A 22,380-nucleotide genomic window follows, 5' to 3' on the forward strand; every position below is an offset into this window, starting at 1 on the left:
CCCTGTCGCTTTCTCTCTACCCTCCGCAGGAGTTGCCCCATGGCCGTGCCCACATTCGTCGACCGGGTGACCCTGCACGTCGCCGCCGGACGCGGCGGCAACGGCGTCGCGTCGGTGCACCGCGAGAAGTTCAAGCCGCTGGGCGGTCCCGACGGCGGTAACGGCGGCCCCGGCGGCTCGGTGATCCTGCGGGTCGAGCCCGATGTCACCACGCTGCTCGACTACCACCACCGGCCGACCCGCAAGGCCGAGCACGGCGGTCACGGTGCCGGCTCCCATCGCAACGGTGCTCACGGCGCCGACCTGGTGCTGCCTGTGCCCTCGGGCACCGTCGTCACCCTCGACGGCGAGCCCGTCGCCGACCTCGTCGGAGCCGGCACCGAACTGGTGATCGCCCAGGGCGGCCGTGGAGGTCTGGGCAATGCGGCGCTGGCGAGCGCCAAGCGCAAGGCTCCCGGCTTCGCCCTGCTCGGCGAGCCGGGCGACGAGCTCGACGTCGTGCTCGAGCTCAAGGTCGTCGCCGACATCGGTCTGGTCGGCTTCCCCAGCGCCGGCAAGTCCAGTCTGATCGCGGCGATCTCGCGCGCTCGGCCCAAGATCGCCGACTACCCGTTCACCACGCTGGTTCCCAACCTCGGAGTCGTCACCGCAGGCGAGACGATCTTCACCGTCGCCGACGTGCCGGGTCTCATCGAGGGAGCGAGCGACGGTCGTGGCCTGGGACACGACTTCCTGCGCCACATCGAGCGCTGTGCCGCGCTCGTCCACGTGCTCGACACGGCCACGATGGAGCCCGGTCGCAACCCGGTCGACGACCTCGACGTCATCGAGAACGAGTTGAGCCGTTACGGCGGGCTCGAGGACCGACCTCGGTTGGTGGCCCTGAACAAGGTCGACGTGCCTGACGGTCGTGAGATCGGCGAGATGGTGGTCGAGGAGCTCCGCGAGCGCGGGCTCCGGGTCTTCCCGATCTCCGCCGCCTCGGGGGAGGGCACCCGTGAGCTGGTCTTCGCGATGGCCGAGATCGTGCTCGCCGCGCGCGTCGCGGAGGAGACGGCCGTGGTCGAGCGGATCGTGCTGCGTCCGCTCGGGGTGGGGGCCGACGACTTCACCGTCACCCGCGACGGCGACCCCTCGGCAGGTTCGGGACACCGCGCGTGGCGCGTCATCGGCACCAAGCCGGAGCGTTGGGTGCGGCAGACCGACTTCAGCAACGACGAGGCGGTCGGCTTCCTCGCCGACCGGCTCAACCGGCTCGGCGTCGAGAAGCGCCTGGCTGAGATGGGCGCGGTCGAGGGTGACGCCGTCATCATCGGGCACCAGGACAACGCCGTGGTGTTCGACTTCAAGCCGGGCATGGACGCAGGTGCGGAGAACCTGTCGCGCCGTGGTGAGGACGACCGGTTCCACGACCAGCGCCCCGCATCGCAGCGTCGACGCGCGATCGAGGAGGCCATGGACGACCGTGGCGAGAACGAGACCCGCGCCGACGTCGCCCGTCGCTTCGACCAGCCGGACACCTACGGTCCGGTCGCCTACGAGATCGGCACCGAGGCCGACCCCGACTGGGCCGAGGACGATCCCGATGTCGAGCGGTGAGGTCGCCCGCGCGGAAGTCGGCGCCGCCCGGAGGGTCGTCGTCAAGGTCGGCTCGTCGAGCCTGACGGCGCTCGAGGGCGGCATCGACGACGCCCGGCTCGCGGCGCTCGTCGACGCGTTGGTCGCCACCCGCGCGCGAGGCGTCGAGGTGGTCCTCGTCTCCTCCGGGGCGATCGCAGCAGGCCTGGCGCCGCTGGGGCTCAAGCGACGTCCGCGCGGTCTCGCTGCCCAGCAGGCGGCTGCCGCGGTGGGCCAGGGCCTGCTCGTGCACCGCTACACCGAAGAGCTGGCCCGGCACGGCATCGTGGCCGGTCAGGTCCTCCTCACGGTCGACGACGTCACGCGCCGGGCGCACTACCGCAACGCGCACCAGACGTTCGCGACGCTGCTGGATCTCGGCGTCCTGCCGATCGTGAACGAGAACGACACCGTCGCGACCACCGAGATCCGATTCGGCGACAACGATCGGCTCGCCGCGCTCGTAGCGCACCTGGTGCACGCCGATCTGCTCGTCCTGCTCTCCGACGTCGACGGTCTCTACGACGGCGACCCCTCGCGCGTGGGAACCCGGCTGATCCACGAGGTCGACGGCGCCGACGACCTCGACGGGGTGCGGATCGGCCGGGCCGGCTCGGCCGGTGTCGGTACGGGAGGGATGCAGACCAAGGTGCAGGCGGCTCAGATCGCCACCGGCGCGGGTATCCCGGTCGTCCTGGCCTCTGCTGCCAACGCCGGTGCGGCGCTGGCGGGCGAGCAGGTCGGCACGCTGTTCCGGCCCACCGGTCGCCGCCGGCCGACGAGACTGCTCTGGCTCGCCCACGCGACCGAGCCCCGGGGCCGGCTGGTGCTGGACGACGGCGCCGTGGCGGCCGTGGTCGAGCGGCGTGCCTCACTGCTCGCAGCGGGCATCACGGCCGTCAGCGGCCGGTTCGTCGCCGGAGACCCCGTCGACCTCGTCGACGGGACCGGCGTCGTGCGCGCCCGCGGGCTGGTGAACTTCGACGCCGAGGAGCTGCCGGCGCTTCTCGGCCGCTCGTCGCACGACCTCAAGCGCGAGCTCGGCGCCGCCTACGAGCGCGAGGTCGTGCATCGTGACGATCTCGTCCTCATCTGAGAGTGGATCGTCGGAGCACCCACGTAGGAGATCGCGCGGAGAGGGCAGATGTCGGCCGGGCGCCGCCCCCGCACGTACCTGAGCACCAACTCCGGCGTCGCCGTGCCTCCGGCACGGCTCCCTCCTCGGCGGCACTCATGCACGCACCGGGACGACGCCCACCACGACAGCCCCTCTCCGCGCGACCTCTAGGCTGGCCGGCATGAGCAACCTCCAGGCAGTCCGATCGTCGATGCCTGCACGCCGCGAACTCGCGCTCGGTGCGGCGGTGCTGTGCGTCCTCGTCCTGGCAGTGAGCCTGCTCGCGGTGGCCGGTGCTCCGGCGCACGCGCGCTCGGATCGGGCCGCGCGACTCACGACGACCTACTCGTGCAGCAACCCGCAGTTCGGCGGCGGCTCGAGCGCGGTCACGATCGGCACCACGTTGCCGTCCTCGGTACGCACGGGCGCCCGGCTGCCTGCGCGCACGGTCCGGGCGACCATCACCGTGCCCGATCGGATGGTCCGGCTGATGCGGCAGTACGGCGTGCGCTCGGTCACCGGCAAGGCATCGGGCGCGACGTACCGGGTCGGGGCGAAGAAGGTCGCCATCAGCGACATGCGGATCCCGCGCACGAACGTGCCCGCGTCGGGCGCCATGAGGATCACCGGCACCGGCCGTGCCGGCGCCGTGACGCTCACCCGGGCAGGTCGCTACGTCGTGCGGATCCCGGCCTCGTTCCAGGCTCGCGTCACCGCCACCTTCTCGGGCGGGCAGACGATCGCCATCTCGATGAACTGTTCGGTCGCCTCCGGCGCACCGACCCGGCTCGGGACCATCCGCGTCACGTGACCTGAGGCCGACCGGCGCGACGGGCCCGCCGAAGGCCCGGTGCCCGGCCGGCACCCTCGCCTCCGGCGAGTCGCGATCGGCCACCGCCTCAGCGGTAACCGAGGGATGACCCAGGGGTGATGACGGGTGAAGCGCGCGTGACGTGCGTGGAAGGGGCGCGAAGGCGGTGTCTGAGGTCATCATCCTGCGCGGTTCGGAGACATCTCTACGATTCTGCGGGTACGGTGCCCTCATGGTTGCTCCCATGCGTATCGCTGTGCTCTCGATCGTCTCGCTCCTCTGGCTGGTGCTCGTCGCCCCCGCGCCGACGCAGGCGGCGGCCAGCGGTGACCGCAGGGTCGTCGGCTCCGAGTCGATGAGTTGCCGTGGCCAGTTCGCCTCGGGCGACGCCACGATCGGGTTCCGCAGCTCGATGCCGCGGGAGGTGGCGGTCGGCAAGACCACTCCGGCTGCGGACGCGACGGTCACCTTCGCGGTGCCGCAGGCGCTGCTCGCCCGCATGCGCGAGTCCGGCGTCACCTCGGTGAGGGGGGTCATCGCCGGCACCGCGATCCACCTGACGGCGAAGATCGACCGGATCCCGTTCCGCAAGGTGCGCATCCCCGCAACCCGCGTGCCTGACTCGGGCCCGATGGTGCTGGTCGGCACTGGACGTCGCTCGGCTTTCAAGGTCGCCGAGAAGGGCAACTTCGCCCTGACGCTCACCGAGAGCGCCATCGTGCGTCTGCAGACCACCCTGCAGGGCCGCACGATCCGGGAGTCGCTGAGCTGCGACGCCCAGCCGATCAAGCGCGCGGGCTCGCTGCGGGTCCGCTGACCCTCGCGGTGTCGCCGCCGATCCTGCGTGATCGGTGCAGGATCGGTGGTCTCGGCGTCGACGGCGAAGCGGCGGTCTGCTGAGCGGCGGATAGGCTGAGACGGCTATGAGTGACGCCGTCCACTATCTCGACCACGCGGCCACCACGCCGGTGGTCGACGCGGCCGTCGAGGCGATCACCGCAGAGCTCACCCGCGGGGGCAATCCGAGTTCGCTGCACGCCTCGGGCCGCCGCGCCCGCCGCGTGGTCGAGGAGTCGCGCGAGACCATCGCCCAGGCATTGGACTGTCGTCCCGGCGAGGTCGTCTTCACCTCCGGTGGCACGGAGGCCGACAACCTGGCGCTCAAGGGCGGCTACTGGGCGCGACGGCGTGCGGACGACCGCCGTCGCCGGGTCCTGGTCTCGGCGGTGGAGCATCACGCAGTCCTCGACGCCGTGCACTGGCTCGCCGACCACGAGGGTGCCGAGGTCGAACTGATCGGTGTCGACCAGCACGGCGTGCTCGATCTCGAACTGCTGAGCGCCAGCATCGAGCGCTCACCCGAGACGGTCGCTCTCGTCTCGACGATGTGGGCGAACAACGAGGTCGGCAGCGTGCAACCGGTCGGCGGCGTGGTCGCCGCTGCCGCGCCGCATCGCATCCCGGTCCACACCGACGCGGTGCAGGCCGTCGGCGCACTGCCCGTCGGCTTCGCCGCGTCCGGAGTGGACGCCCTGACCGTCTCGGCGCACAAGCTCGGCGGCCCCGTGGGGGTCGGCGCGTTGGTCGTGCGTCGTGATCTCGAACTGACGGCGATCGCCCACGGTGGCGGGCAGGAGCGCGACGTCCGCTCGGGCACGCTGGACGTCGCCGCGATCGCCGGGTTCGCCGTCGCCGTCGAACTCGCCGTCAAGCAGCAGGCCGAGCACGCCCAGCGCATGCGCGAGTTGCGCGACGACCTGGTGCGGCGAGTCCTGGACTGCGTCGAGGACGCACACCTTCACGGGCCCTCTCTCGACTCGCCCGATCGCCTGCCCGGGATCGCCCACCTCGGATTCGCCGGGTGTGAGGGCGACTCCCTGCTGATGCTGCTGGACGCCCGTGGCATCGAGTGCTCGACGGGCGCCGCCTGTTCGGCGGGCGTGGCCCAGCCCTCGCACGTCCTCCTCGCCATGGGGTGCAGCGAGGAGCAGGCCCGACACTCGCTGCGGTTCAGCCTCGGCCACACCTCGACGGCCGACGACGTCGATGCCGTGGTCGCCGCGATCGGGCCGGTCGTGGAGCGGGCGCGCGCCGCGCGCCGCGCGTGAGGTGCGGGCAGACATGACGCGGATGCGGGTGCTGGCCGCCATGTCGGGCGGAGTCGATTCGGCGGTCGCCGCCGCGCGAGTGGCCGAGGCCGGCCACGACGTCACCGGGATCCACCTGGCGCTCTCGCGCAACCCGGCGTCCTACCGCTCGGGAGCGCGCGGCTGCTGCACGATCGAGGACGCCAACGACGCCCGTCGCGCAGCAGACGTGATCGGCATCCCGTTCTACGTCTGGGACCTCTCCGAGCAGTTCCACGCCGAGGTCGTCGAGGACTTCATGGACGAGTACGCAGCCGGCCGGACGCCGAATCCGTGCCTGCGGTGCAACGAGAAGATCAAGTTCGCCGCGGTGCTCGAGCGAGGTCTGGCCTTGGGCTACGACGCCGTCGCGACGGGTCACTACGCGCAGGTGCGCACCGGCGTCGACGGGCTGGTCGAGATGCACCGCGCGGTCGACCACGGCAAGGATCAGTCCTACGTGCTCGGAGTGCTCGATCAACGCCAGCTCGCGCACTCCCTCTTCCCGCTCGGCGGTTCGACCAAGACCGAGGTGCGCGCTGAGGCGGCTGCACGCGGACTGCTGGTGGCCGACAAGCCGGACAGTCACGACATCTGCTTCGTGGCCGACGGCGACAACGCGGGCTGGCTGCGGGAGAAGCTGGGGGAGCGTGCGCCGAACCACGGCGGCCCGATCGTCGACGACGCCACCGGCGAGGTGCTCGGGAAGCACGAGGGCACCTACGGTTTCACCATCGGGCAGCGCAAGGGTCTGCGGATCGGTCGGCCGGCCGCCGACGGGCGTCCACGTTTCGTGCTCGACATCGAACCGGTCTCGGCCACCGTGCGGGTAGGTCCTCGAGAGCGGCTCGCGGTCCACCGGCTGCGCGGCGTCGACCCGCGGTGGTGCGGCACCGTGCCCGGTCGGCTCGACGGCGCCGAGGTCACGGTGCAGCTGCGGGCCCATGGCGCGGAGCACCGTGCGATCGTCGTCGCCGTCGCGGGTCCCACCGGCACCGAGGTCGACGTCGAGCTGCTCGAGCCCGCCTCGGGCATCGCGCCCGGACAGGCGGTCGTGATCTACGACTCCACCCGCGTCGTGGGCTCGGCGACCATCAGCGCGACGGAGCGGGTCTCGTGAGATTCACCGGCGTCGGGTCGATGCCGGGTGAGGACTACGCCGAGGCGCTGAGGCTGATCGTCGGGGAGGTCGCCGAGGAGCCGGGTCTGCCCTTCGTCCCCGAGCTACCCGCTCGCGGCGTCGCAGCCGGGATGGTCGGTCGCGCGCTGGCCCTCGTGCCGGACCTCGGCGTCGACCTGCAACCGGCCGGATGGCGACTGACGGGGTCAACGGCGACGTCGGGTGTGGACCACCGACGCGCGCGGTCGCTGCTCGCCCAGGACCTCGACGGCGTCGAGGAGGCTTTCGGTGCCTACGCCGGCCCGCTCAAGACCCAGGTCGCCGGCCCGTGGACGCTCGCGGCCACCGTCGAGCGCCCGCGGGGGGACAAGCTGCTCGCCGATCACGGCGCGCGCCGCGACCTGGCCCAGGCTCTCGCGGAGGGGGTGACCCAGCACGTGCGGGACCTGCGGCGTCGGATCGCCGGTCTCACCACACTGATCGTGCAGATCGACGAGCCGGTGCTCGCCGCAGTGCTCGGTGCGCGAGTGCCCACCGCGTCGGGCTTCGGGCGGCACCGGTCGATCGATCGGCCCGAGCTGACCGAGGCACTGGGCTGGGTGCTGGCCGCCGTGGCCGGCGCTGGAGCCGAACCCTGGGTGCACAGCTGCGAGGGCGACGCGCCGCTCGACCTGGTGCGGATGGCGGGGTCCCGCGGACTCGTCGTCGACCTCGCGCGGGTCGGCGCCCCCGGGTACGACGTCCTGGCGGAGGCGCTGGAGGCCGGGGAGAGCGTGGGTCTCGGCGTCGTCCCGTCGACCGACCCGGGTGTCGCCGCCCCCACCGCCACGGCGCTCGCCGAGCGTGTGCTGCGGTGGCTCGACATGATGGGTCTGGACCCCGAGTCGGTCGGCGACCGCGTGGTGATCACGGGGTCGTGCGGATTCGCCGGCGCCTCGCCGTCCTGGATGCGCCAGGCGCTCGCCCTGGCCCGCGACGGTGCGCGCAATCTGCAGTGATCGGGGTTGACCCGTCTTGAACTGAAGACGGGTCAACCCCGATCGGCGCGTTGACCCGTCTTTGCTTCAAGACGGGTCAACGCGGCGACGGGCGATCAGTGGACGCCGGCGGGCGCCTCCTCGGTCGCGAGCTCGGTGTGCTTGACCCGGAGCAGGGTCCAGATGATCAACGACGCCGTCCAGATCATGAAGGCACCGACGAGGAAGGCCTCGGTGGCGCCGTCGGCGAAGGCGGCGTGCTGGATCAGCTCGAGTGCCTTGGGGTCGGCGGCGAGTTGCTCGGGCGGGAGGCCGAGGCTCCCGACCAGGTCGTCGGCGCGGCCTGATGTCACGTGGAAGGCGATGGTGGAGAGCGTGGCCAGGCCGAGCGCTCCGCCCACCTGCTGCATCGTGTTGAGCACGCCCGAGCCGATGCCGGAGTCCTCGTGGCGGATGCCGTGGACGGCGATCAGGGTCAGCGGTACGAAGCTCAGCCCCATGCCCAACGCCATCACGAGGATCCAGGGCGCGATCGCGGTCCAGTAGTTGATGCTGTCGCCCAGTTCGGCGCCGCTGCCGTAGGCCGAGACCAGTCCGGCGGTGGAGGCGTCGATCGAGAGCCGGTGGAACATGAAGAGCGCGAGCCCGGCCAGGATCGTGCCGGTGCCGACGATGTAGCGCGGGTCGACCTTCGCGATGAGCCGGGAGCTCGCCGTCGCACCGCCGACCATGCCGACCGTGAACGGAAGGAAGGCCAGACCGGTGTGCAGCGGGCTGTAGCCCATGACGTCCTGCACGTAGAGGGAGAGGAAGAAGAACATCGAGAACATCGCCGCGGGCGTGATCATCATCGTCACGAAGGCGACGCCGCGCGTGCGGTTGGCCAGGATCGAGAGCGGCATGAGCGGCACCGAGACTCGCCGCTCGGCCATGATGAAAGCCACCAGCAGGGTGACGCCGAGACCGATGAAGAACAGCGTGACCGGGTCGCCGAAGCCGTGCGGCTGTCCTGTGGAGGAGTCCTCGAGGCTGATGTAGCTGATGCCGTACACCAGCGAGACGAGGCCGAGCGTGCCGAGCAGGGCGCCGACGACGTCGAGCTGGCCGGCGTGCGCCTCGGTGTCGGGAAGCAGCCGCGGAGCCAGGTAGGCCGCGACGAGTCCGATCGGCACGTTGATCAGGAAGGTCAGGCGCCAGCCGAACTCCGGGTCGATCCCGGTGAGCCAGCCGCCCAGCACGAGACCGACGGCGGCACCGACGCCCGACATCGCCGCGTAGACCGAGAACGCGCGATTGCGCAGCGGACCGGCAGGGAAGGTCGTCGTGATCAACGCGAGCGCGGTGGGTGCGGCGAGGGCGGCGCCGAGGCCCTGCAGACCGCGAGAGGACAGCAGCATGGCCTCGTTCTGTGCGACGCCGCCCAAGGCGGACGCGATCGCGAAGATGACCAGGCCGATCATGAAGATGCGGCGGCGACCGAAGATGTCGCCGAGGCGACCGCCGAGCAGCAGCAGGCCGCCGAAGGCCAGGGCGTACCCGGTGACGATCCACTGCAGCGTGGACTCCATGTCGAGGTCCTTGCCGATGTAGGGCAAGGCGATGTTGGCGATGGTGCTGTCGAGCACGACCATGAGCTGCGCGATGCAGATCAGGATCAGGGCGCCTGCGGCGTGTGCGGGCGCGCGTGTGGCCTCGGCGTCGTCGGGGACGACGTCGGCCGCGGCGGCGAGGTCGGCTGCCTCGCCGTCCTGGGCCAGGGTGTTGTCGGTCATGGGATTCCTCAGGAGCTCGGTGATGGGGCGGTTGGTTTCGGTGGGTCAGGGGCTGCCGTCGGCCGTGGCCGGGCGGACGGCGGGAAGGATGATCTGGTCGATGACGCCGGTGATGGTGACGTCGTCGGGGGCGTCCCCGAGCAGGAAGCGGCGATGCAGCACGATGCCGGCCAGCGCCGGCACGACGAGGTCGAGGTCGACGTCCTCACGCACCTCGCCGCGCTCGCGAGCCCGGGTGAAGATCGAGCGCGAGATCTGCTCTTTGGGCCCGATGAAGTCGCGCCGGAACGCGGTGGCGAAGGCGGCGTCGCGCCCGATGGCGGTGATGACGCTCGCGAGGATCGACATCATCCGGTCGTCGGTCAGGCCGCCCATGCCGCAGAAGGCGGCGAGCAGGTCGCCGCGCAGGGTGCCGGTGTCGGGCGCCGCCGCCGGAGCCTTGAGCGAGACGAGCGCGTCGATGACGAGTTCGGCCTTGCCCTCCCAGCGACGGTAGAGGGTGGCCTTCGAGGCCCGAGCTGCCGACGCGACGGCGTCCATGGTGAGCCGGTCGTAGCCGACCTCGGCGAGCACGTCGAGGGTCGCGTCGAGGACCTCCTGCTCGCGGTCGCCTTCGACGCGCGGCCGGCTGGTCTCCCGGGCGGGGGACATGACACCTCCTGGATGGAACGGAACGGTTTCGTTCTATCCGATGGTGCGGCTTGCGCACGCCGCGCGTCAACTCCGATCCGGAACCGGCTCAGACCAGCGCGGCGAGCGGGAATAGACCCGCCCGACGTCGACGGTTCAGGACGCGGCGTCGATGCCGTCGAGGCTGGTCAACGCGTCGAGCGTGAGCTCGCGGGCCGCTGCGTTCCAATCCGCCACGCGCCGCAGCATGTAGTGACCGACGCGGCCCATGTCCACGAAGCGGGTCTCCTCGGCGACGCGCTCCGCGCGGGTCAGATAGGCGCGGGTCATCCGGGCCGAGGTGATCTTGTCGGTGCGACCGTGCGCCGCGGCGATCGAGCGCCCGACCAGGGTGTGGACCGGGTCGTCGGGCTGCCACCACGGCGCGAGGCCGACGACGGCGCGCACGGCGGCCTCGTCCGCGACGTAGATCGCGGTCCGAGCCCCCATCGAGTGGCCGAGCAGCACCACGGGCACATCGCCGTGGGCGGCGCGTACCTGGCCCAGGGCCCATCGCGCGTCCGCCGCTGGAGCGCCGTCGTTCCAGCCGCGCTCGCTGTAGCGCAGCAGCCAGCTGGCGGCCCCGACGGCATGCAGGTCGGCGACCACCGCCTGCTGCATCGCGGCCATCCGACGCCAGGACGCGCTGCGGCCGTCGACCGCCTGTGCGCTCCGCGGCTTGCCGCCGTGCAGCACGAGGACGACGGCGCGCGGGGTGGCGCCGTCCGGCAGATCGAGGCGGAGGAGATCGCGAGGCACGTCGGGTCGTTCGGAGTCGGTCCGGCCACCGGATGGGTGGCGCCGGACGGTGTCGAGGGCGGTCAGCGCCGTTGTCGGTGCCTACGGGCAAGATTGCCTCATGAGCACGTCCGAGCCTGCGCCGGCGCCCGAGGAGGCGCGGGAAGAGCACCGCGCGCTGGCCGAGGAGATCGAGGACGCGCGGTGGCGCTACTACGTACTCGACGCACCCACGCTCTCCGACGCCGACTTCGACCGGCGGATGCGGCGTCTGGAGGAGTTGGAGGAGGAGTTCGCCGAGCTCCGCACGCCCGACTCGCCGACGCAGAAGGTGGGGGGCGCGGTCTCCACCGACTTCACGCCCGTCGACCACCTGCAGCGGATGGAGAGCCTGGACAACGCGTTCTCTCTCGACGAGCTGGCGAGCTGGCACGCGCGGCTCGCGCGCGACGGCATCGAGGCTCCCGCACTGCTGTGCGAGCTCAAGGTCGACGGGCTGGCCATCAACCTCCTCTATGAGAACGGTCGTCTCGTCCGCGCGCTGACCCGCGGCGACGGCACCACGGGGGAGGACGTCACCCCGAACGTCAAGACCATCGACTCCATCCCGCACCGGCTCACCGTCTCCGCGGAGTTCCCGGTGCCGCAGCGGCTCGAGGTGCGCGGCGAGGTCTTCCTGCCTGTCGCCGCGTTCGAGCGCCTCAACGAGCAGATGACCGAGGCCGGCAAGCCGGTCTTCGCGAACCCCCGCAATGCGGCCGCGGGGTCCCTGCGGCAGAAGAACCCACGGGTGACGGCGTCGCGGGCACTCGGCATGGTCTGCCACGGTGTGGGCGCCCGCGAGGGCTTCGAGCCGGCGAGTCAGTCGCAGGCCTACGACGCGTTGAAGGCCTGGGGGCTGCCCACGTCGACGCGCTTCGAGGTCGTGAGCGACCTGGCCGGAGCCGAGGCGTTCATCGAGCGGTACGGCGAGCACCGGCACGACGTCGAGCACGAGATCGACGGTGTGGTGGTCAAGGTCGACGACGTCGCGCTGCAGCGACGTCTCGGCTCGACCAGTCGCGCCCCGCGCTGGGCGATCGCCTTCAAGTACCCGCCGGAGGAGGTCAACACCCTCCTGCTCGACATCCGCGTCAACGTCGGCCGCACCGGGCGTGTGACGCCCTACGGGGTGATGGAGCCGACCCGGGTCGCGGGCTCGACGGTCGAGAACGCGACCCTGCACAACGCCCACGAGGTGCGCCGCAAGGACGTCCGCCCCGGCGACACGGTCATCCTGCGCAAGGCCGGTGACGTGATCCCCGAGATCGTCGGGCCGGTCCTGCCGCTGCGGCCCGAGGGGCTGCCCGAGTGGGCCATGCCCACCGAGTGCCCCTCCTGCGGCACCGGGCTCGCGGAGCAGAAGGAGGGCGACAAGGACCTGCGCTGCCCCAATCACGCGGAGTGCCCGGGTCAGGTGCGCGAGCGGGTCTTCTTCGTCTCCAGCCGCAACGCCTTCGACATCGAGGGCCTGGGCTACGAGGCCGCGGTCGCGCTGCTGGATGCCGGCGCGATCATCAATGAGGGCGACGTGTTCGACCTCGACCGCGAGAAGCTGCTCCGCACCGAGCTCTTCACCCGCGCCCCGAAGAAGGGCGCCCTTCGGGACGGCGCTGGCGCGCCGCCTCAGGAACCGGCGCGGGAGCTGAGCGCCAACGGCGAGAAGCTGTTGGCCAATCTCGACGCCGCCAAGGACGTCCCACTGTGGCGGGTGGTGGTCTCGCTCTCGATCCGACACGTCGGGCCGACGGCGGCCCGGGCCTTGGCCACCGAGTTCGGCTCGATGGCGCGGATCATGGAGGCCTCGGTCGAGGAGCTCAGTGCTGCGGAGGGCGTCGGGCCCACCATCGCCGACGCCGTCCGGGAGTGGTTCGACGGCGCCGAGAGCGGCTGGCACCGCGAGATCGTCGAGAAGTGGGCGGACGCCGGCGTGCGGATGGAGGACGAGCGCGACGACTCGATCCCGCGCACCCTCGAGGGGCTGACCATCGTGGTGACCGGCTCGCTGGAGCGGTTCAGCCGCGACTCGGCCAAGGAGGCGATCCTCTCCCGCGGGGGGAAAGCGGCCGGCTCGGTGTCGAAGAAGACCGACTTCGTGGTCGTGGGCGAGAGCGCAGGCTCCAAGGCCGACAAGGCCGAGCAGTTGGGCGTCCCGATCCTCGACGAGGAGGGCTTCGAGCGCCTCCTCGCCGAGGGACCGCCGCCGCGAGCCGACGACGAACAGGTCGACGACCAAGAGCCTGATGGGGAGCCAATCGCCGCGGAGGGTCAGGACTCGTAGGACTGACCTGCCAGGTTGAGCACGTCGTCGAAGTCGGCGTCGGACTGCACCGAGTTGGGCAGCACCGGGAGGTCCAGCCGTTCCCTGACGCACTCGCCGCTGCCGGTGTCGCAGGCGCGCAACGTGCCGTCGTCGGTGACCGTGAAGATGTCGCCGTCGGCGGTCCACCAGAAGGTGGCATCGGCGTCGGTGATCGGCGTCGACGTGCCAGAGGCGACGTCGTAGGCGCTCGTCGGCCCGCCGGCGGTGAGCAGGAGAGCAGTGGAGCCGTCGGGGGAGAGGCGGAGCGCCGCGCTGGGGTCGGGTACCTCGAACAGGCGCTCGCCGCTGTCGAGCACCACCAGCGACTCGTCGCGGTAGTCGATGGCCACATCGCCGGCGATCGCGGTGGAGTCACCGACCAGATCGCTGATCCGTGCACTGATGTCGCTGCGCTGGGTCGCGCTCGGCAGGTCGACGACGGCGACACCCTCGCCGTCCTGGATGTAGGCGTTCTCGCCGTCCAGGGCGATCGCGCGGAAACGGAGGTCGCCGTCCAGGTCGAGGCTCATGCTGCTGCCGGAGCCGTCCGCGAGGTCGACCACGGCCAGGCCCGGGCCCTGCGGAGTCTCCTCGACGTAGGCGAGCAGCGGCTTGCCGGGATCGGTGGCGTACTCGACGTCGGTCGTCGACAGACCGAGATCGCGGACTCGCCCGTCCCAGGTCACCAGCGAGTAGCGCTGCGCACCGCCGCCGAAGCGGTACGGGTTGTCGCCGTGCTGCACCACGACGCCGAGGGAGGTGTACTTCAGCGACTTGATCGCGGCGTCGTCGATCGGCGCGGCGACCGAACCGCCGTCGAGATAGACCGTGGTGCCGACGCTGAAGACGGCTCGGCTGACGTCGACGGGCGTAGCCGGCTCGATGGCGCGGGTGTCGTCGTGCTGGGACGCCACCAGCCCGACGCCGGTCAGCATGGCCACCACCCCGACCACGCCTCCGGCGACGGCCACGCGACGGTGACGGCGGATCCGCCGTCCGAGCGCGACGACGGAGGTCGAGGCGGGTGGCACCGCGATGTCGGTCGCCTCGCGGTGGATCAGGTCGGAGAGTCGATCAGTCATGGTGGGCTCCGGTGGTCGCGTCGGAATCGATGAGGAGGTCGTCGCCGAGCAGCCCGCGCAGCGTGGTGAGCGCCGCCGATGTCTGGCTCTTGACGGTGCCGTCGGTGACGCCGAGGAGGTGGGCGGTCTCCGCGACGGAGTGGTCCTCGTAGAACCGCAGCACGACGACGGCGCGCTGTCGCGGTGGCAAGGCAGCGAGAGCGGCGAGGAGGGTCGGCCGCAGGCTGGGGTCGATGTCGTCGCTCGCCGACGTCGGCTCGGGCAGCGCCTCGGTGGGCCGCTCGTTGCGCCAGCGCTTGGTGCGGAACCACGACCGTGCGGTGTTGACCAGCGTCGTGTGCGCATAGCCCGGCGCGGCGTCGACGCTGCGCACGCGCCCCCAGGATGCGTAGGTCTTCGCCAGGGCGGTCTGCACCAGATCCTCGGCCTCGCCGGCGTCACCGATGAGCAGGTAGGCGGTGCGGTACAGGCGTGGCCACACGGCCTCGACGAGGGAGGCGAACTCCGCATCGGAGGGTGGTCGGGACGCTCGGATCATGGCGCTCTCTCCCGGATGAGACGACTCGGTCACCCTGACAGACGCCGCGACCCTGCGATCCGGTTGGTTCGCGACGGCGCACTAGATTGATCCGGTGCGGTGCGGGTACTTCGAGGCGGGTCGCTGCGGCTCGTGCACCGAGCTGCCGACGCCGTACGCGGCGCAGGTGGGTGCGAAGGAGCAGCACTGTCGCGAGCTGCTCGCCGCCCACCCCGACCTGCAGTGGCTGCCGACGGTGACGAGCGCGGAGCAGGGGTTCCGCAACAAGGCGAAGCTCGTGGTGGCGGGGTCGGTCGAGGAGCCGACGCTCGGCATCCTCGCCCCCGACGGCGACGGCGTGGACCTGCGCGCGTGCCCCCTGTACTCGCCGGCGATGCATGCGTTGCTGCCCATGCTTGCTCGCTTCGTCACCCTCGCCCGGCTGACGCCGTACGACGTCGGGGCGCGCCGTGGCGAGCTCAAGCACCTGCTCGTGACCGAGTCACCCGACGGCGAGTTCGCCGTCCGATTCGTGCTGCGCTCGACCGAGGCCCTTCCGCGGCTGCGCAAGCACCTGCCGGGCCTGATGGAGCAGCTGCCGCGCGTGGTCGCCGTCAGCGCGAACCTGCAGCCCGAGCACAAGGCGGTGCTCGAGGGCGCCGAGGAGATCGCCCTGACCGAGCAGCAGACCCTGCCGATGCGCGTGGCCGGCGTCGTGCTCCACCTCGGTCCGCTCAGCTTCTTCCAGACCAACACGGCCGTGGCGAGCGCGCTGTACGGCCAGGCATCGGCATGGGCCGACGCGCTCGCGCCGACGTCGGTGCTCGACCTCTACTGCGGTGTGGGTGGCTTCGCGCTCCATCTCGCGGCTCCTGGACGGCGAGTCCACGGCGTCGAGGTCAGCGCCGACGCGGTCGCGAGCGCGCGCCGCTCGGCCCCCGCGGCGGGCCTCGGCGCCACGTTCGNGGGTACGGCGCGCACCCTGCCCGCCCGCGGGGGCGGGCCTCGACGCCACGTTCGCGGCCGGCGACGCCGGCACCGCCGACGTCGACGCTGACCTGGTTGTCGTCAACCCGCCGCGGCGCGGCATCGGCGACCTGGCGTCTCGCCTCGAGCAGTCCTCGGCGCGATCGCTGATCTACTCCAGCTGCAATGCCGTCACGCTCGCTCGCGACCTGGCCGCGATGCCGAGCTGGACGCCGTCGCAGGCCCGGGTGCTGGACATGTTCCCCCACACCGCGCACTACGAGGTCGCGGTGCTGCTGATCCGGTGATCGGCAACTGTCGGACGGATGCGCCGCCGTGAGGCACACTCTGCGCGTGACTGTGACGCCTTCCACGCGCCCGGCCCGTGCTCTCGCCCGGCCCCTTCCCGCCCTCGTGCTGACGACGCTGGTCGGCCTGGCGGCGACCCTGATGGCGACGCTCGGTCCGGTCGACGCCGCTGCCGCGCGTGCGGCGCAGGACGGCCCGCCGCCGACCACGGTGCAGGTGCGACCGGCTGCCGACCCGGTCTCGGCCTTGACGAGCTACCTGCGGCTGATGGCGATCCCGTCGCTCGACCAGGCGCCGACGCCGGTGAGCAAGGCGCCGCGGGAGACCGGTCGCACCGACTGCCCGCCGGTGCGATGCGAGGACCATCGGCTCAAGGTCCCGTCGTCGGTGAAGGTGACGTCGAGCAAGGTGCGCGTTCTCCTGCCTCGCGGGTACCACCGGCCGGCGAACCGCACCAAGCGCTACCCGGTGATCTTCCTCTGGAACGGCGCGCGCTCCTCCTACGAGGGGTGGGCGTGGAAGACCGAGCTGATCGCGATGTCGCGACCCTGGCAGGCGATCTTCGTGATGCCCTCGGGTGGCCAGGGCAACGACGCGGGGATGATGAGCGACTGGGCCAACGGTCGCTACGACTGGGAGACCTTCCACACCCGCTACGTCGTGCCGTGGGTCGACCGGACCTACCGCACCACCGGTCGGCGAGGTTCCGTCGGCGCCTCGATGGGCGCGTTGGGCGTCTTCAACTACGCCGCGCACAACCCCGGCATGTTCCAGGCCGGGTTGAGCATCTCGGGATCGGTCGACACCACCTCGATGCGGCTCAACACCCTGGGCGACGACCTCGGTCCGCTGTTGGGATTCGCCCCGCCGGACCTGCGCAAGGTGTGGGGCGACCCCGTGCTCGACACCGCCAACTGGGATGCCCACAACCCCACGATGCTGGCCGACCGCCTGCACGGGATGAAGATCTTCATCGCCTCCGGCACCGGCTTTGCCGGTCAGGGGGAGACGGAGGTGCACAGCGGCACCTTCGAACAGACCATGTGGACGATGCACCGCACCTTCCTGCTCGCCCTGAATGCAGCGAAGGTGCCCTACACCGCACGCGTCACCGTCGGAGGCGTCCACGACTGGCCCTACTTCAACACCCCGATGCGCTGGGGCCTCCCGAAGATGATCGCGGCCCTGACGAGCTGAGTCGGGGATAGCAAACGGGTTTCGGTAGGTGGAGGAGACCTGTCACCCCTGAGATCCCTGCGGGAACACGTTTGCTATCCGCCGAATGCGGCGCGAGCAAGGTCAGTCGAGGTCGGCGAGCACGGAGTCGACGTCGGCGAGGTCGATCTCGTAGTCGGAGTGGAAGGCCTCCAGATCGATGCCCGACGCCGAGCTCGGTTCCGTGAGGGCTCTCCCGCGGAGGAGGCTCAACGGCACTCCGTGCAGCCGAGTGAGGAACGGCTCGTTGTCGGCCGGATAGGTGGTCGAGGCCAGAGCGATGACCTGCCGCAGTTGCGGGGCGAAGGCGACGTGGAACATGTTGCTGCCGGAGAAGCCCGCGACGACGTCCGCGCTGCGAACAGCGGCGATCTGCTCGGCGATGTCGAGCGACTCGGGTGCAAGGACGTCGAACCCAGCGGCGGCGAACCTCGCTTCGACCTCCGCGCGGTTGCGGCAGGCCCGCTTGGGGCTGTCGCGGGTCCAGAAGATCCGTCGCCCCGTGGGCGAGGAAGCGTTCTGGGCGAGCCGGTCGCCGACGGCCGGGTAGAGCTCGCGCAGCAGCGGGTGGGCGTACTGCCCGACGGCGTAGCCCGGGGTGGCCGCGAGGAGGTGTTCGACCGCTACCGGCCCCTCGGTCACCACACGCGCGGTCACCCGGTCGAGATCGACCCCGGCAGCCGCGAGCATCCTCTGATGCCACCTCGGGAACTCTCCGGTGCGGGTGTACAGGAGGAAGCGCAGGTCGGGATGGGCAGCCGCGGCGGCCTCGATCGCCCATGTGGTGGCGAGCTGCTCGGTGACCACGTGACCGAAGTGCGACGGAACGGCGTTGTCGAGGTAGTACCAGGCGCCAGGCAGGTGCTCCTGCGCGCGCAGGCCAGGATCGCGGGCTCGGCCCGGCGCGACGACGTCCAGTGCCTTGTTGACCGGGCGCTGCTGCAACGGGCGGCGGAACGACGGTGAGAGCACACGGGCACCCTGCACACAGAGCATCCGCGGGGCGCAGATCACGTCGGCCAGCTCGCGCAGCACCAGGTCGGGGGACCGGAACGAGCCGATCGTGGTGGCCGGATCGCTCTCGCCCGCGACGCGATGGATCTCGCGGCCCGTCTCGGGCACGCTCGCCAGAAGCCGATCCATCTGCTGCTCCCGCACCAGCGCGAGCGTTCCCGTGAGTGCACGGAGCTCGACGCGCATCGACGCCGGAACGGATGGATCCGCGGCTACGACCTCGGCCCAGCCGAGTTCGACGCACTCGGCCACCGCGACGTCGACCCGTGCGCGGGCGGATCCGGCGCCGGGCAGCACGACGCTCAGCACGCCGCCGCGGCGCAGTGCCAGGAGGAGCTCCGGGAGCCGCTTGGCCGTCGCCGCCCCGCCGGCATGGTCCTCGATCCGGTCGAAGGGGCCGGCGAGCATCAGCTCGGTGCGCAGTGGCCCGAGTCTCCCGTCGAAGACCACGAGGTGGCCCGCGGACGTGGATGAGAACGTCGCAACGTCGTCCGCTCGGACGACGGTCGCCACCCGACCTTCGTCGCCGACGCAACCTCTGGACACGCACGCACCGTACGCGCCGGGCCACAGTCCCTGCCGCTCGCAGCGCCGCGCAGCGCGATCCCTAGGATGAACGCCATGCCAGCCATCAGCCGCGAAGAGGTCGCCCACCTGGCGACCCTCGCCCGCATCGACCTGGACGACACCGATCTCGATCACCTCGCGCCGCAGCTGTCGGTCATCTTGGAGTCGGTCGCCTCGATCAGCGGTGTGGCCGGGGACGACGTCCCCGCGACCTCGCACCCGATCCCGATGACCAACGTCTTCCGTGAGGACGTCGTGACGCCCGGCCTGACGCCGGAGCAGGCGCTCTCGGGCGCGCCGGAGGTCGAGCAACAGCGTTTCTCGGTTCCGCGGATCCTGGGGGACGAGCAGTGAGCTGGGTACACAAGTCCGCGGCCGAGTTGGCCGATGCCCTCGCTGCGGGCGAGGTCACCAGCGTCGAGCTGACCCAGGCCCACCTGGACCGGATCGCCGCCGTCGACGGCGACGTCCACGCGTTCCTGCACATCGACGCCGAGGGCGCGCTCGCAGCGGCGGCCGCCTCCGACGCCCGCCGGGCGGCCGGCACGCCCGCGTCGGGCCCGGACGGCGTGCCGATCGCCGTCAAGGACGTCCTCGCCACCATCGGGCAGCCCACCACGTGCGGATCGAAGATGCTCGAGGGCTGGCACCCGCCCTACGACGCGACGGTGGTCGCGAAGGTGCGCGCCGCCGGCATGCCGATCCTCGGCAAGACCAACATGGACGAGTTCGCGATGGGCTCCTCCACCGAGAACAGCGCATACGGCCCGACTCGCAATCCGTGGGACCTCGACCGCATCCCCGGTGGCTCCGGTGGCGGCTCGGCCGCGGCCGTCGCCGCCTTCGAGGCGCCGCTGGCACTCGGCACCGACACCGGTGGCTCGATCCGTCAGCCCGGTGCCGTCACCGGCACCGTCGGGGTCAAGCCCACCTACGGCAGCGTGAGCCGCTACGGGCTCGTGGCGTTGGCCAACAGCCTCGACCAGGTCGGTCCGGTCACGCGGACCGTGCTGGACTCTGCACTGCTGCACGAGGTGATCGGTGGGCACGACCCGCTGGACTCGACGTCGATCCCGGGCGCTCCGGCGGGCCTGGTCGACGCAGCGCGCCAAGGCGCGAGCGGCGACCTGTCGGGCCTGAAGGTGGGGGTGATCACCGAACTGGCCGGCGACGGTTGGCAGGACGGCGTGATGACCCGCGTCCAGGAGTCGGTCGAGCTGCTCGAGCGCCTCGGCGCGGAGGTGGTGGAGGTCTCCTGCCCCCACTTCGTGCACGCGATGGCCGCCTACTACCTGATCCTGCCGGCGGAGTGCTCCTCCAACCTCGCGAAGTTCGACGCGATGCGGTACGGGATGCGAGTGCTGCCCGACGGCGTCGCCAGCCCGAGCGCCGAGGAGGTCATGAAGGCCACCCGCGACGCCGGCTTCGGCGCGGAGGTCAAGCGCCGCATCATCTTGGGCACCTACGCGCTCTCCAGCGGCTACTACGACGCGTTCTACGGCCAGGCGCAGAAGATCCGCACGCTCATCATCCGCGACTTCGACGCCGCGTTCGAGCAGGTCGACGTGCTGGTCTCGCCGACGGCGCCCACGACGGCGTTCCCGATCGGGGAGAAGGCCGACGACCCGCTCGCGATGTACCTCAACGACCTGGCCACCATCCCGGCCAACCTGGCCGGCGTCCCGGGCATCAGTGTCCCCGCGGGGCTGGCCGCCGAGGATGGCCTGCCCGTCGGATTGCAGGTGCTGGCTCCGGTGAAGGCCGACGACCGGCTCTACCGGGTCGGCGCCGCGATCGAGGCCGCACTGGAGAAGGAGTGGGGCGGTCCGCTGCTCGCGCAGGCGCCGGCCCTGGAGGAGACGCGATGACCGAGACGCTGATGGCCTTCGACGACGTGCTGGCCTCCTTCGACCCCGCCCTGGGGCTGGAGGTCCACGTCGAGCTGAACACCAACACCAAGATGTTCTGCGGCTGCGGCCAGGATTTCGGGGCCGAGCCGAACACCCTGGTGTGCCCGACGTGCCTGGGCCTTCCCGGCGCGATGCCGGTCGTCAACGGCAAGGCCGTCGAGAGCGCGATCCGCATCGGTCTGGCGCTCAACTGCTCGATCGCCGAGTGGTGCCGCTTCGCCCGGAAGAACTACTTCTATCCGGACATGCCGAAGAACTTCCAGACCTCCCAGTACGACGAGCCGATCGCGTTCGAGGGCTGGATGGATGTCACGCTTCCCGGCGACGACGGGGATGAGACCTTCCGTGTCGAGATCGAGCGGGCGCACATGGAGGAGGACACCGGCAAGTCGTTGCACGTCGGCGGCGCGACCGGTCGCATCCACGGCGCCGACTACTCCCTCGTCGACTACAACCGCGCCGGCATCCCGCTGATCGAGATCGTCACCAAGCCGATCCGCGGCGCAGGAGAGCGGGCGCCCGAGGTGGCGCGCGCCTACGTCCAGCAGTTGCGCGAGCTGATCGTGGCGCTCGGCGTCTCCGAGGCCCGGATGGACCGCGGCAACCTGCGGGCCGACGTCAACCTCTCGCTCGCGCCCAAGGGCAGCGACGCGCTCGGCACCCGCAGCGAGACCAAAAACGTCAACTCCTTCCGCTCCGTCGAGCGGGCGGTGCGCTTCGAGATGCAGCGTCACGCCGCGATCCTCGCCGCAGGCGGGTCGATCCTGCAGGAGACCCGTCACTGGCACGAGGACACCGGCATCACCACCTCGGGTCGGGAGAAGTCCGACGCCGAGGACTACCGCTACTTCCCCGAGCCCGACCTGGTGCCCGTCGCCCCCTCGCGCGAGTGGGTGGAGGAGCTGCGCGGAACACTGCCGGAGAACCCGACCGTCAAGCGCGCCCGCCTGCAGGCGGACTGGGGCTTCACCGACCTCGAGATGCGCGACACCGTCGCCGCCGGGGTCGTCGGCCTGGTCGAGGAGACGGTCGTCGCGGGCGCCGCGCCGCAGGCCGCACGCAAGTGGTGGCTCTCCGAGCTCGCCCGTCGTGCCAACGACAACGGTGTGGAGATCTCCGATCTCGGTGTCAGCCCGGCCCAGGTGGCCGCCGTCCAAGCACTCGTCGAGGCCGGCACCATCAACGACAAGCTGGCCCGTCAGGTCTTCGACGGCTTGCTCGCCGGCGAGGGCGAGCCAGCCGAGATCGTGGAGAAGCGCGGCCTGGCCGTGGTCTCCGACGACGGTGCCCTCTCGGCAGCGATCGACACCGCAATCGCCGCCAACCCCGACGTCGCCGACAAGATCCGCGACGGCAAGGTGGCGGCGGCCGGCGCGCTCATCGGCGCGGTGATGAAGGAGATGCGCGGCCAGGCCGACGCCGGCCGTGTGCGCGAGCTCATCCTGGAGAAGCTCACCTGAGGCTGGTCGCTCGTCGTGCCGGGGTTTCGTGGCGGGCCTCGTCCCCCCGGCC

The 22,380-nt window shown here is 71.4% G+C and carries 20 protein-coding genes; 14 read left to right on the forward strand and 6 right to left on the reverse strand.

Annotation, left to right across the window (positions count from 1 at the left end; all coding sequences use genetic code 11):
* The first annotated feature begins 39 nt into the window (after nt 1-39).
* From obgE to KSO97_RS03300, 7 genes are all read left to right on the forward strand, one after another.
* The gene (gene obgE, locus KSO97_RS03270) at nt 40-1,599 is read left to right on the forward strand and encodes a GTPase ObgE (protein ID WP_232676463.1); all 1,560 of its coding nucleotides are present in this window, start codon (nt 40-42) and stop codon (nt 1,597-1,599) included.
* Entirely contained in the window at nt 1,586-2,713 is a 1,128-nt protein-coding gene (gene proB / locus KSO97_RS03275) for a glutamate 5-kinase (protein ID WP_232676464.1), read from the forward strand. The genes obgE and proB overlap by 14 nt, the downstream gene beginning before the upstream one ends.
* 202 nt (nt 2,714-2,915) lie before the next feature.
* Entirely contained in the window at nt 2,916-3,545 is a 630-nt protein-coding gene (locus KSO97_RS03280; protein WP_232676465.1) for a DUF6801 domain-containing protein, read from the forward strand.
* A 244-nt stretch (nt 3,546-3,789) separates the two neighbouring features.
* Nucleotides 3,790-4,362 (forward strand): DUF6801 domain-containing protein, encoded by a 573-nt coding sequence (locus KSO97_RS03285; protein ID WP_232676466.1) that lies wholly within the window; start codon nt 3,790-3,792, stop codon nt 4,360-4,362.
* Nucleotides 4,363-4,468: 106 nt separating this feature from the next.
* A complete protein-coding gene (locus KSO97_RS03290) occupies nt 4,469-5,653 on the forward strand; it encodes a cysteine desulfurase family protein (protein WP_232676467.1) in 1,185 nt (394 codons plus the stop codon).
* A 22-nt stretch (nt 5,654-5,675) separates the two neighbouring features.
* Nucleotides 5,676-6,791, forward strand: coding sequence for a tRNA 2-thiouridine(34) synthase MnmA (mnmA, locus tag KSO97_RS03295; RefSeq protein ID WP_232676502.1), 1,116 nt, complete (start codon nt 5,676-5,678; stop codon nt 6,789-6,791).
* Nucleotides 6,788-7,789 carry a methionine synthase gene (locus KSO97_RS03300; RefSeq protein WP_232676468.1) on the forward strand — a complete coding sequence of 334 codons (1,002 nt, stop codon included), beginning with the start codon at nt 6,788-6,790 and terminating at the stop codon, nt 7,787-7,789. The genes mnmA and KSO97_RS03300 overlap by 4 nt, the downstream gene beginning before the upstream one ends.
* Before the next feature lie 95 nt (nt 7,790-7,884).
* On the opposite strand, the gene KSO97_RS03305 is transcribed toward KSO97_RS03300, so the two are convergent.
* The 3 genes from KSO97_RS03305 to KSO97_RS03315 all read right to left on the reverse strand — a co-directional run bounded on the left by KSO97_RS03305 (nt 7,885) and on the right by KSO97_RS03315 (nt 10,968).
* Nucleotides 7,885-9,540, reverse strand: a complete 1,656-nt coding sequence (locus tag KSO97_RS03305; RefSeq protein ID WP_232676469.1) for an MFS transporter — start codon at nt 9,538-9,540, stop codon at nt 7,885-7,887.
* Between the two features lie 45 nt (nt 9,541-9,585).
* Nucleotides 9,586-10,191 carry a TetR/AcrR family transcriptional regulator gene (locus KSO97_RS03310; RefSeq protein WP_232676471.1) on the reverse strand — a complete coding sequence of 202 codons (606 nt, stop codon included), beginning with the start codon at nt 10,189-10,191 and terminating at the stop codon, nt 9,586-9,588.
* A 135-nt stretch (nt 10,192-10,326) separates the two neighbouring features.
* Nucleotides 10,327-10,968, reverse strand: coding sequence for an alpha/beta hydrolase (locus KSO97_RS03315; RefSeq protein WP_232676473.1), 642 nt, complete (start codon nt 10,966-10,968; stop codon nt 10,327-10,329).
* Nucleotides 10,969-11,068: 100 nt separating this feature from the next.
* Between KSO97_RS03315 and ligA the strand changes: the two genes are divergently transcribed.
* Nucleotides 11,069-13,267, forward strand: coding sequence for an NAD-dependent DNA ligase LigA (gene ligA / locus KSO97_RS03320; RefSeq protein ID WP_232676474.1), 2,199 nt, complete (start codon nt 11,069-11,071; stop codon nt 13,265-13,267).
* Here the strand turns inward: ligA and KSO97_RS03325 are convergent.
* Both KSO97_RS03325 and KSO97_RS03330 read right to left on the reverse strand, forming a co-directional pair.
* A complete protein-coding gene (locus KSO97_RS03325; protein ID WP_232676475.1) occupies nt 13,255-14,370 on the reverse strand; it encodes a hypothetical protein in 1,116 nt (371 codons plus the stop codon). The two genes, ligA and KSO97_RS03325, sit on opposite strands and share 13 nt — an antisense overlap.
* The gene (locus KSO97_RS03330; protein ID WP_232676476.1) at nt 14,363-14,908 is read right to left on the reverse strand and encodes a SigE family RNA polymerase sigma factor; all 546 of its coding nucleotides are present in this window, start codon (nt 14,906-14,908) and stop codon (nt 14,363-14,365) included. Before KSO97_RS03330 ends, KSO97_RS03325 begins: the two co-directional genes overlap by 8 nt.
* Nucleotides 14,909-15,002: 94 nt before the next feature.
* On the opposite strand from KSO97_RS03330, the gene KSO97_RS18425 reads away from it, so the two are divergent.
* From KSO97_RS18425 to KSO97_RS03340, 3 genes are read left to right on the forward strand one after another with little or no spacing between them, the layout of a single operon-like run.
* A complete protein-coding gene (locus KSO97_RS18425) occupies nt 15,003-15,944 on the forward strand; it encodes a methyltransferase domain-containing protein (protein ID WP_374198438.1) in 942 nt (313 codons plus the stop codon).
* A 40-nt stretch (nt 15,945-15,984) separates the two neighbouring features.
* Nucleotides 15,985-16,161 carry a hypothetical protein gene (locus KSO97_RS17755; RefSeq protein ID WP_269781944.1) on the forward strand — a complete coding sequence of 59 codons (177 nt, stop codon included), beginning with the start codon at nt 15,985-15,987 and terminating at the stop codon, nt 16,159-16,161.
* A 46-nt stretch (nt 16,162-16,207) separates the two neighbouring features.
* Complete coding sequence (locus KSO97_RS03340) at nt 16,208-17,359, forward strand: alpha/beta hydrolase family protein (protein ID WP_232676477.1); 1,152 nt, start codon at nt 16,208-16,210, stop codon at nt 17,357-17,359.
* A 102-nt stretch (nt 17,360-17,461) separates the two neighbouring features.
* On the opposite strand, the gene KSO97_RS18170 is transcribed toward KSO97_RS03340, so the two are convergent.
* Nucleotides 17,462-18,937, reverse strand: coding sequence for a DUF563 domain-containing protein (locus KSO97_RS18170; RefSeq protein ID WP_232676478.1), 1,476 nt, complete (start codon nt 18,935-18,937; stop codon nt 17,462-17,464).
* 75 nt (nt 18,938-19,012) lie between these two features.
* On the opposite strand from KSO97_RS18170, the gene gatC reads away from it, so the two are divergent.
* From gatC to gatB, 3 genes are read left to right on the forward strand one after another with little or no spacing between them, the layout of a single operon-like run.
* Nucleotides 19,013-19,312, forward strand: a complete 300-nt coding sequence (gatC, locus tag KSO97_RS03350; protein ID WP_232676479.1) for an Asp-tRNA(Asn)/Glu-tRNA(Gln) amidotransferase subunit GatC — start codon at nt 19,013-19,015, stop codon at nt 19,310-19,312.
* Nucleotides 19,309-20,826, forward strand: coding sequence for an Asp-tRNA(Asn)/Glu-tRNA(Gln) amidotransferase subunit GatA (gene gatA, locus KSO97_RS03355; protein WP_232676480.1), 1,518 nt, complete (start codon nt 19,309-19,311; stop codon nt 20,824-20,826). Before gatC ends, gatA begins: the two co-directional genes overlap by 4 nt.
* On the forward strand, nt 20,823-22,328 hold the full coding sequence (gene gatB / locus KSO97_RS03360; RefSeq protein ID WP_232676481.1) for an Asp-tRNA(Asn)/Glu-tRNA(Gln) amidotransferase subunit GatB: 1,506 nt from the start codon (nt 20,823-20,825) through the stop codon (nt 22,326-22,328). The genes gatA and gatB overlap by 4 nt, the downstream gene beginning before the upstream one ends.
* The last annotated feature ends 52 nt before the right edge of the window (nt 22,329-22,380 follow it).

The organism is Nocardioides sp. R-C-SC26 (assembly GCF_021246465.1).
Lineage (GTDB): Bacteria > Actinomycetota > Actinomycetes > Propionibacteriales > Nocardioidaceae > Nocardioides.

Bases quoted from the DNA above. Each gene is read 5' to 3' on its own strand.
- KSO97_RS03310 (WP_232676471.1), bottom strand. From the start codon at position 10,191: ATGTCCCCCGCCCGGGAGACCAGCCGGCCGCGCGTCGAAGGCGACCGC.
- gatC (WP_232676479.1), top strand. From the start codon at position 19,013: ATGCCAGCCATCAGCCGCGAAGAGGTCGCCCACCTGGCGACCCTCGCC.
- gatB (WP_232676481.1), top strand. From the start codon at position 20,823: ATGACCGAGACGCTGATGGCCTTCGACGACGTGCTGGCCTCCTTCGAC.
- ligA (WP_232676474.1), top strand. From the start codon at position 11,069: ATGAGCACGTCCGAGCCTGCGCCGGCGCCCGAGGAGGCGCGGGAAGAG.
- KSO97_RS03325 (WP_232676475.1), bottom strand. From the start codon at position 14,370: ATGACTGATCGACTCTCCGACCTGATCCACCGCGAGGCGACCGACATC.
- proB (WP_232676464.1), top strand. From the start codon at position 1,586: ATGTCGAGCGGTGAGGTCGCCCGCGCGGAAGTCGGCGCCGCCCGGAGG.
- mnmA (WP_232676502.1), top strand. From the start codon at position 5,676: ATGCGGGTGCTGGCCGCCATGTCGGGCGGAGTCGATTCGGCGGTCGCC.
- KSO97_RS03305 (WP_232676469.1), bottom strand. From the start codon at position 9,540: ATGACCGACAACACCCTGGCCCAGGACGGCGAGGCAGCCGACCTCGCC.
- KSO97_RS03290 (WP_232676467.1), top strand. From the start codon at position 4,469: ATGAGTGACGCCGTCCACTATCTCGACCACGCGGCCACCACGCCGGTG.
- KSO97_RS03330 (WP_232676476.1), bottom strand. From the start codon at position 14,908: ATGATCCGAGCGTCCCGACCACCCTCCGATGCGGAGTTCGCCTCCCTC.
- KSO97_RS03285 (WP_232676466.1), top strand. From the start codon at position 3,790: ATGCGTATCGCTGTGCTCTCGATCGTCTCGCTCCTCTGGCTGGTGCTC.
- obgE (WP_232676463.1), top strand. From the start codon at position 40: ATGGCCGTGCCCACATTCGTCGACCGGGTGACCCTGCACGTCGCCGCC.
- KSO97_RS03280 (WP_232676465.1), top strand. From the start codon at position 2,916: ATGAGCAACCTCCAGGCAGTCCGATCGTCGATGCCTGCACGCCGCGAA.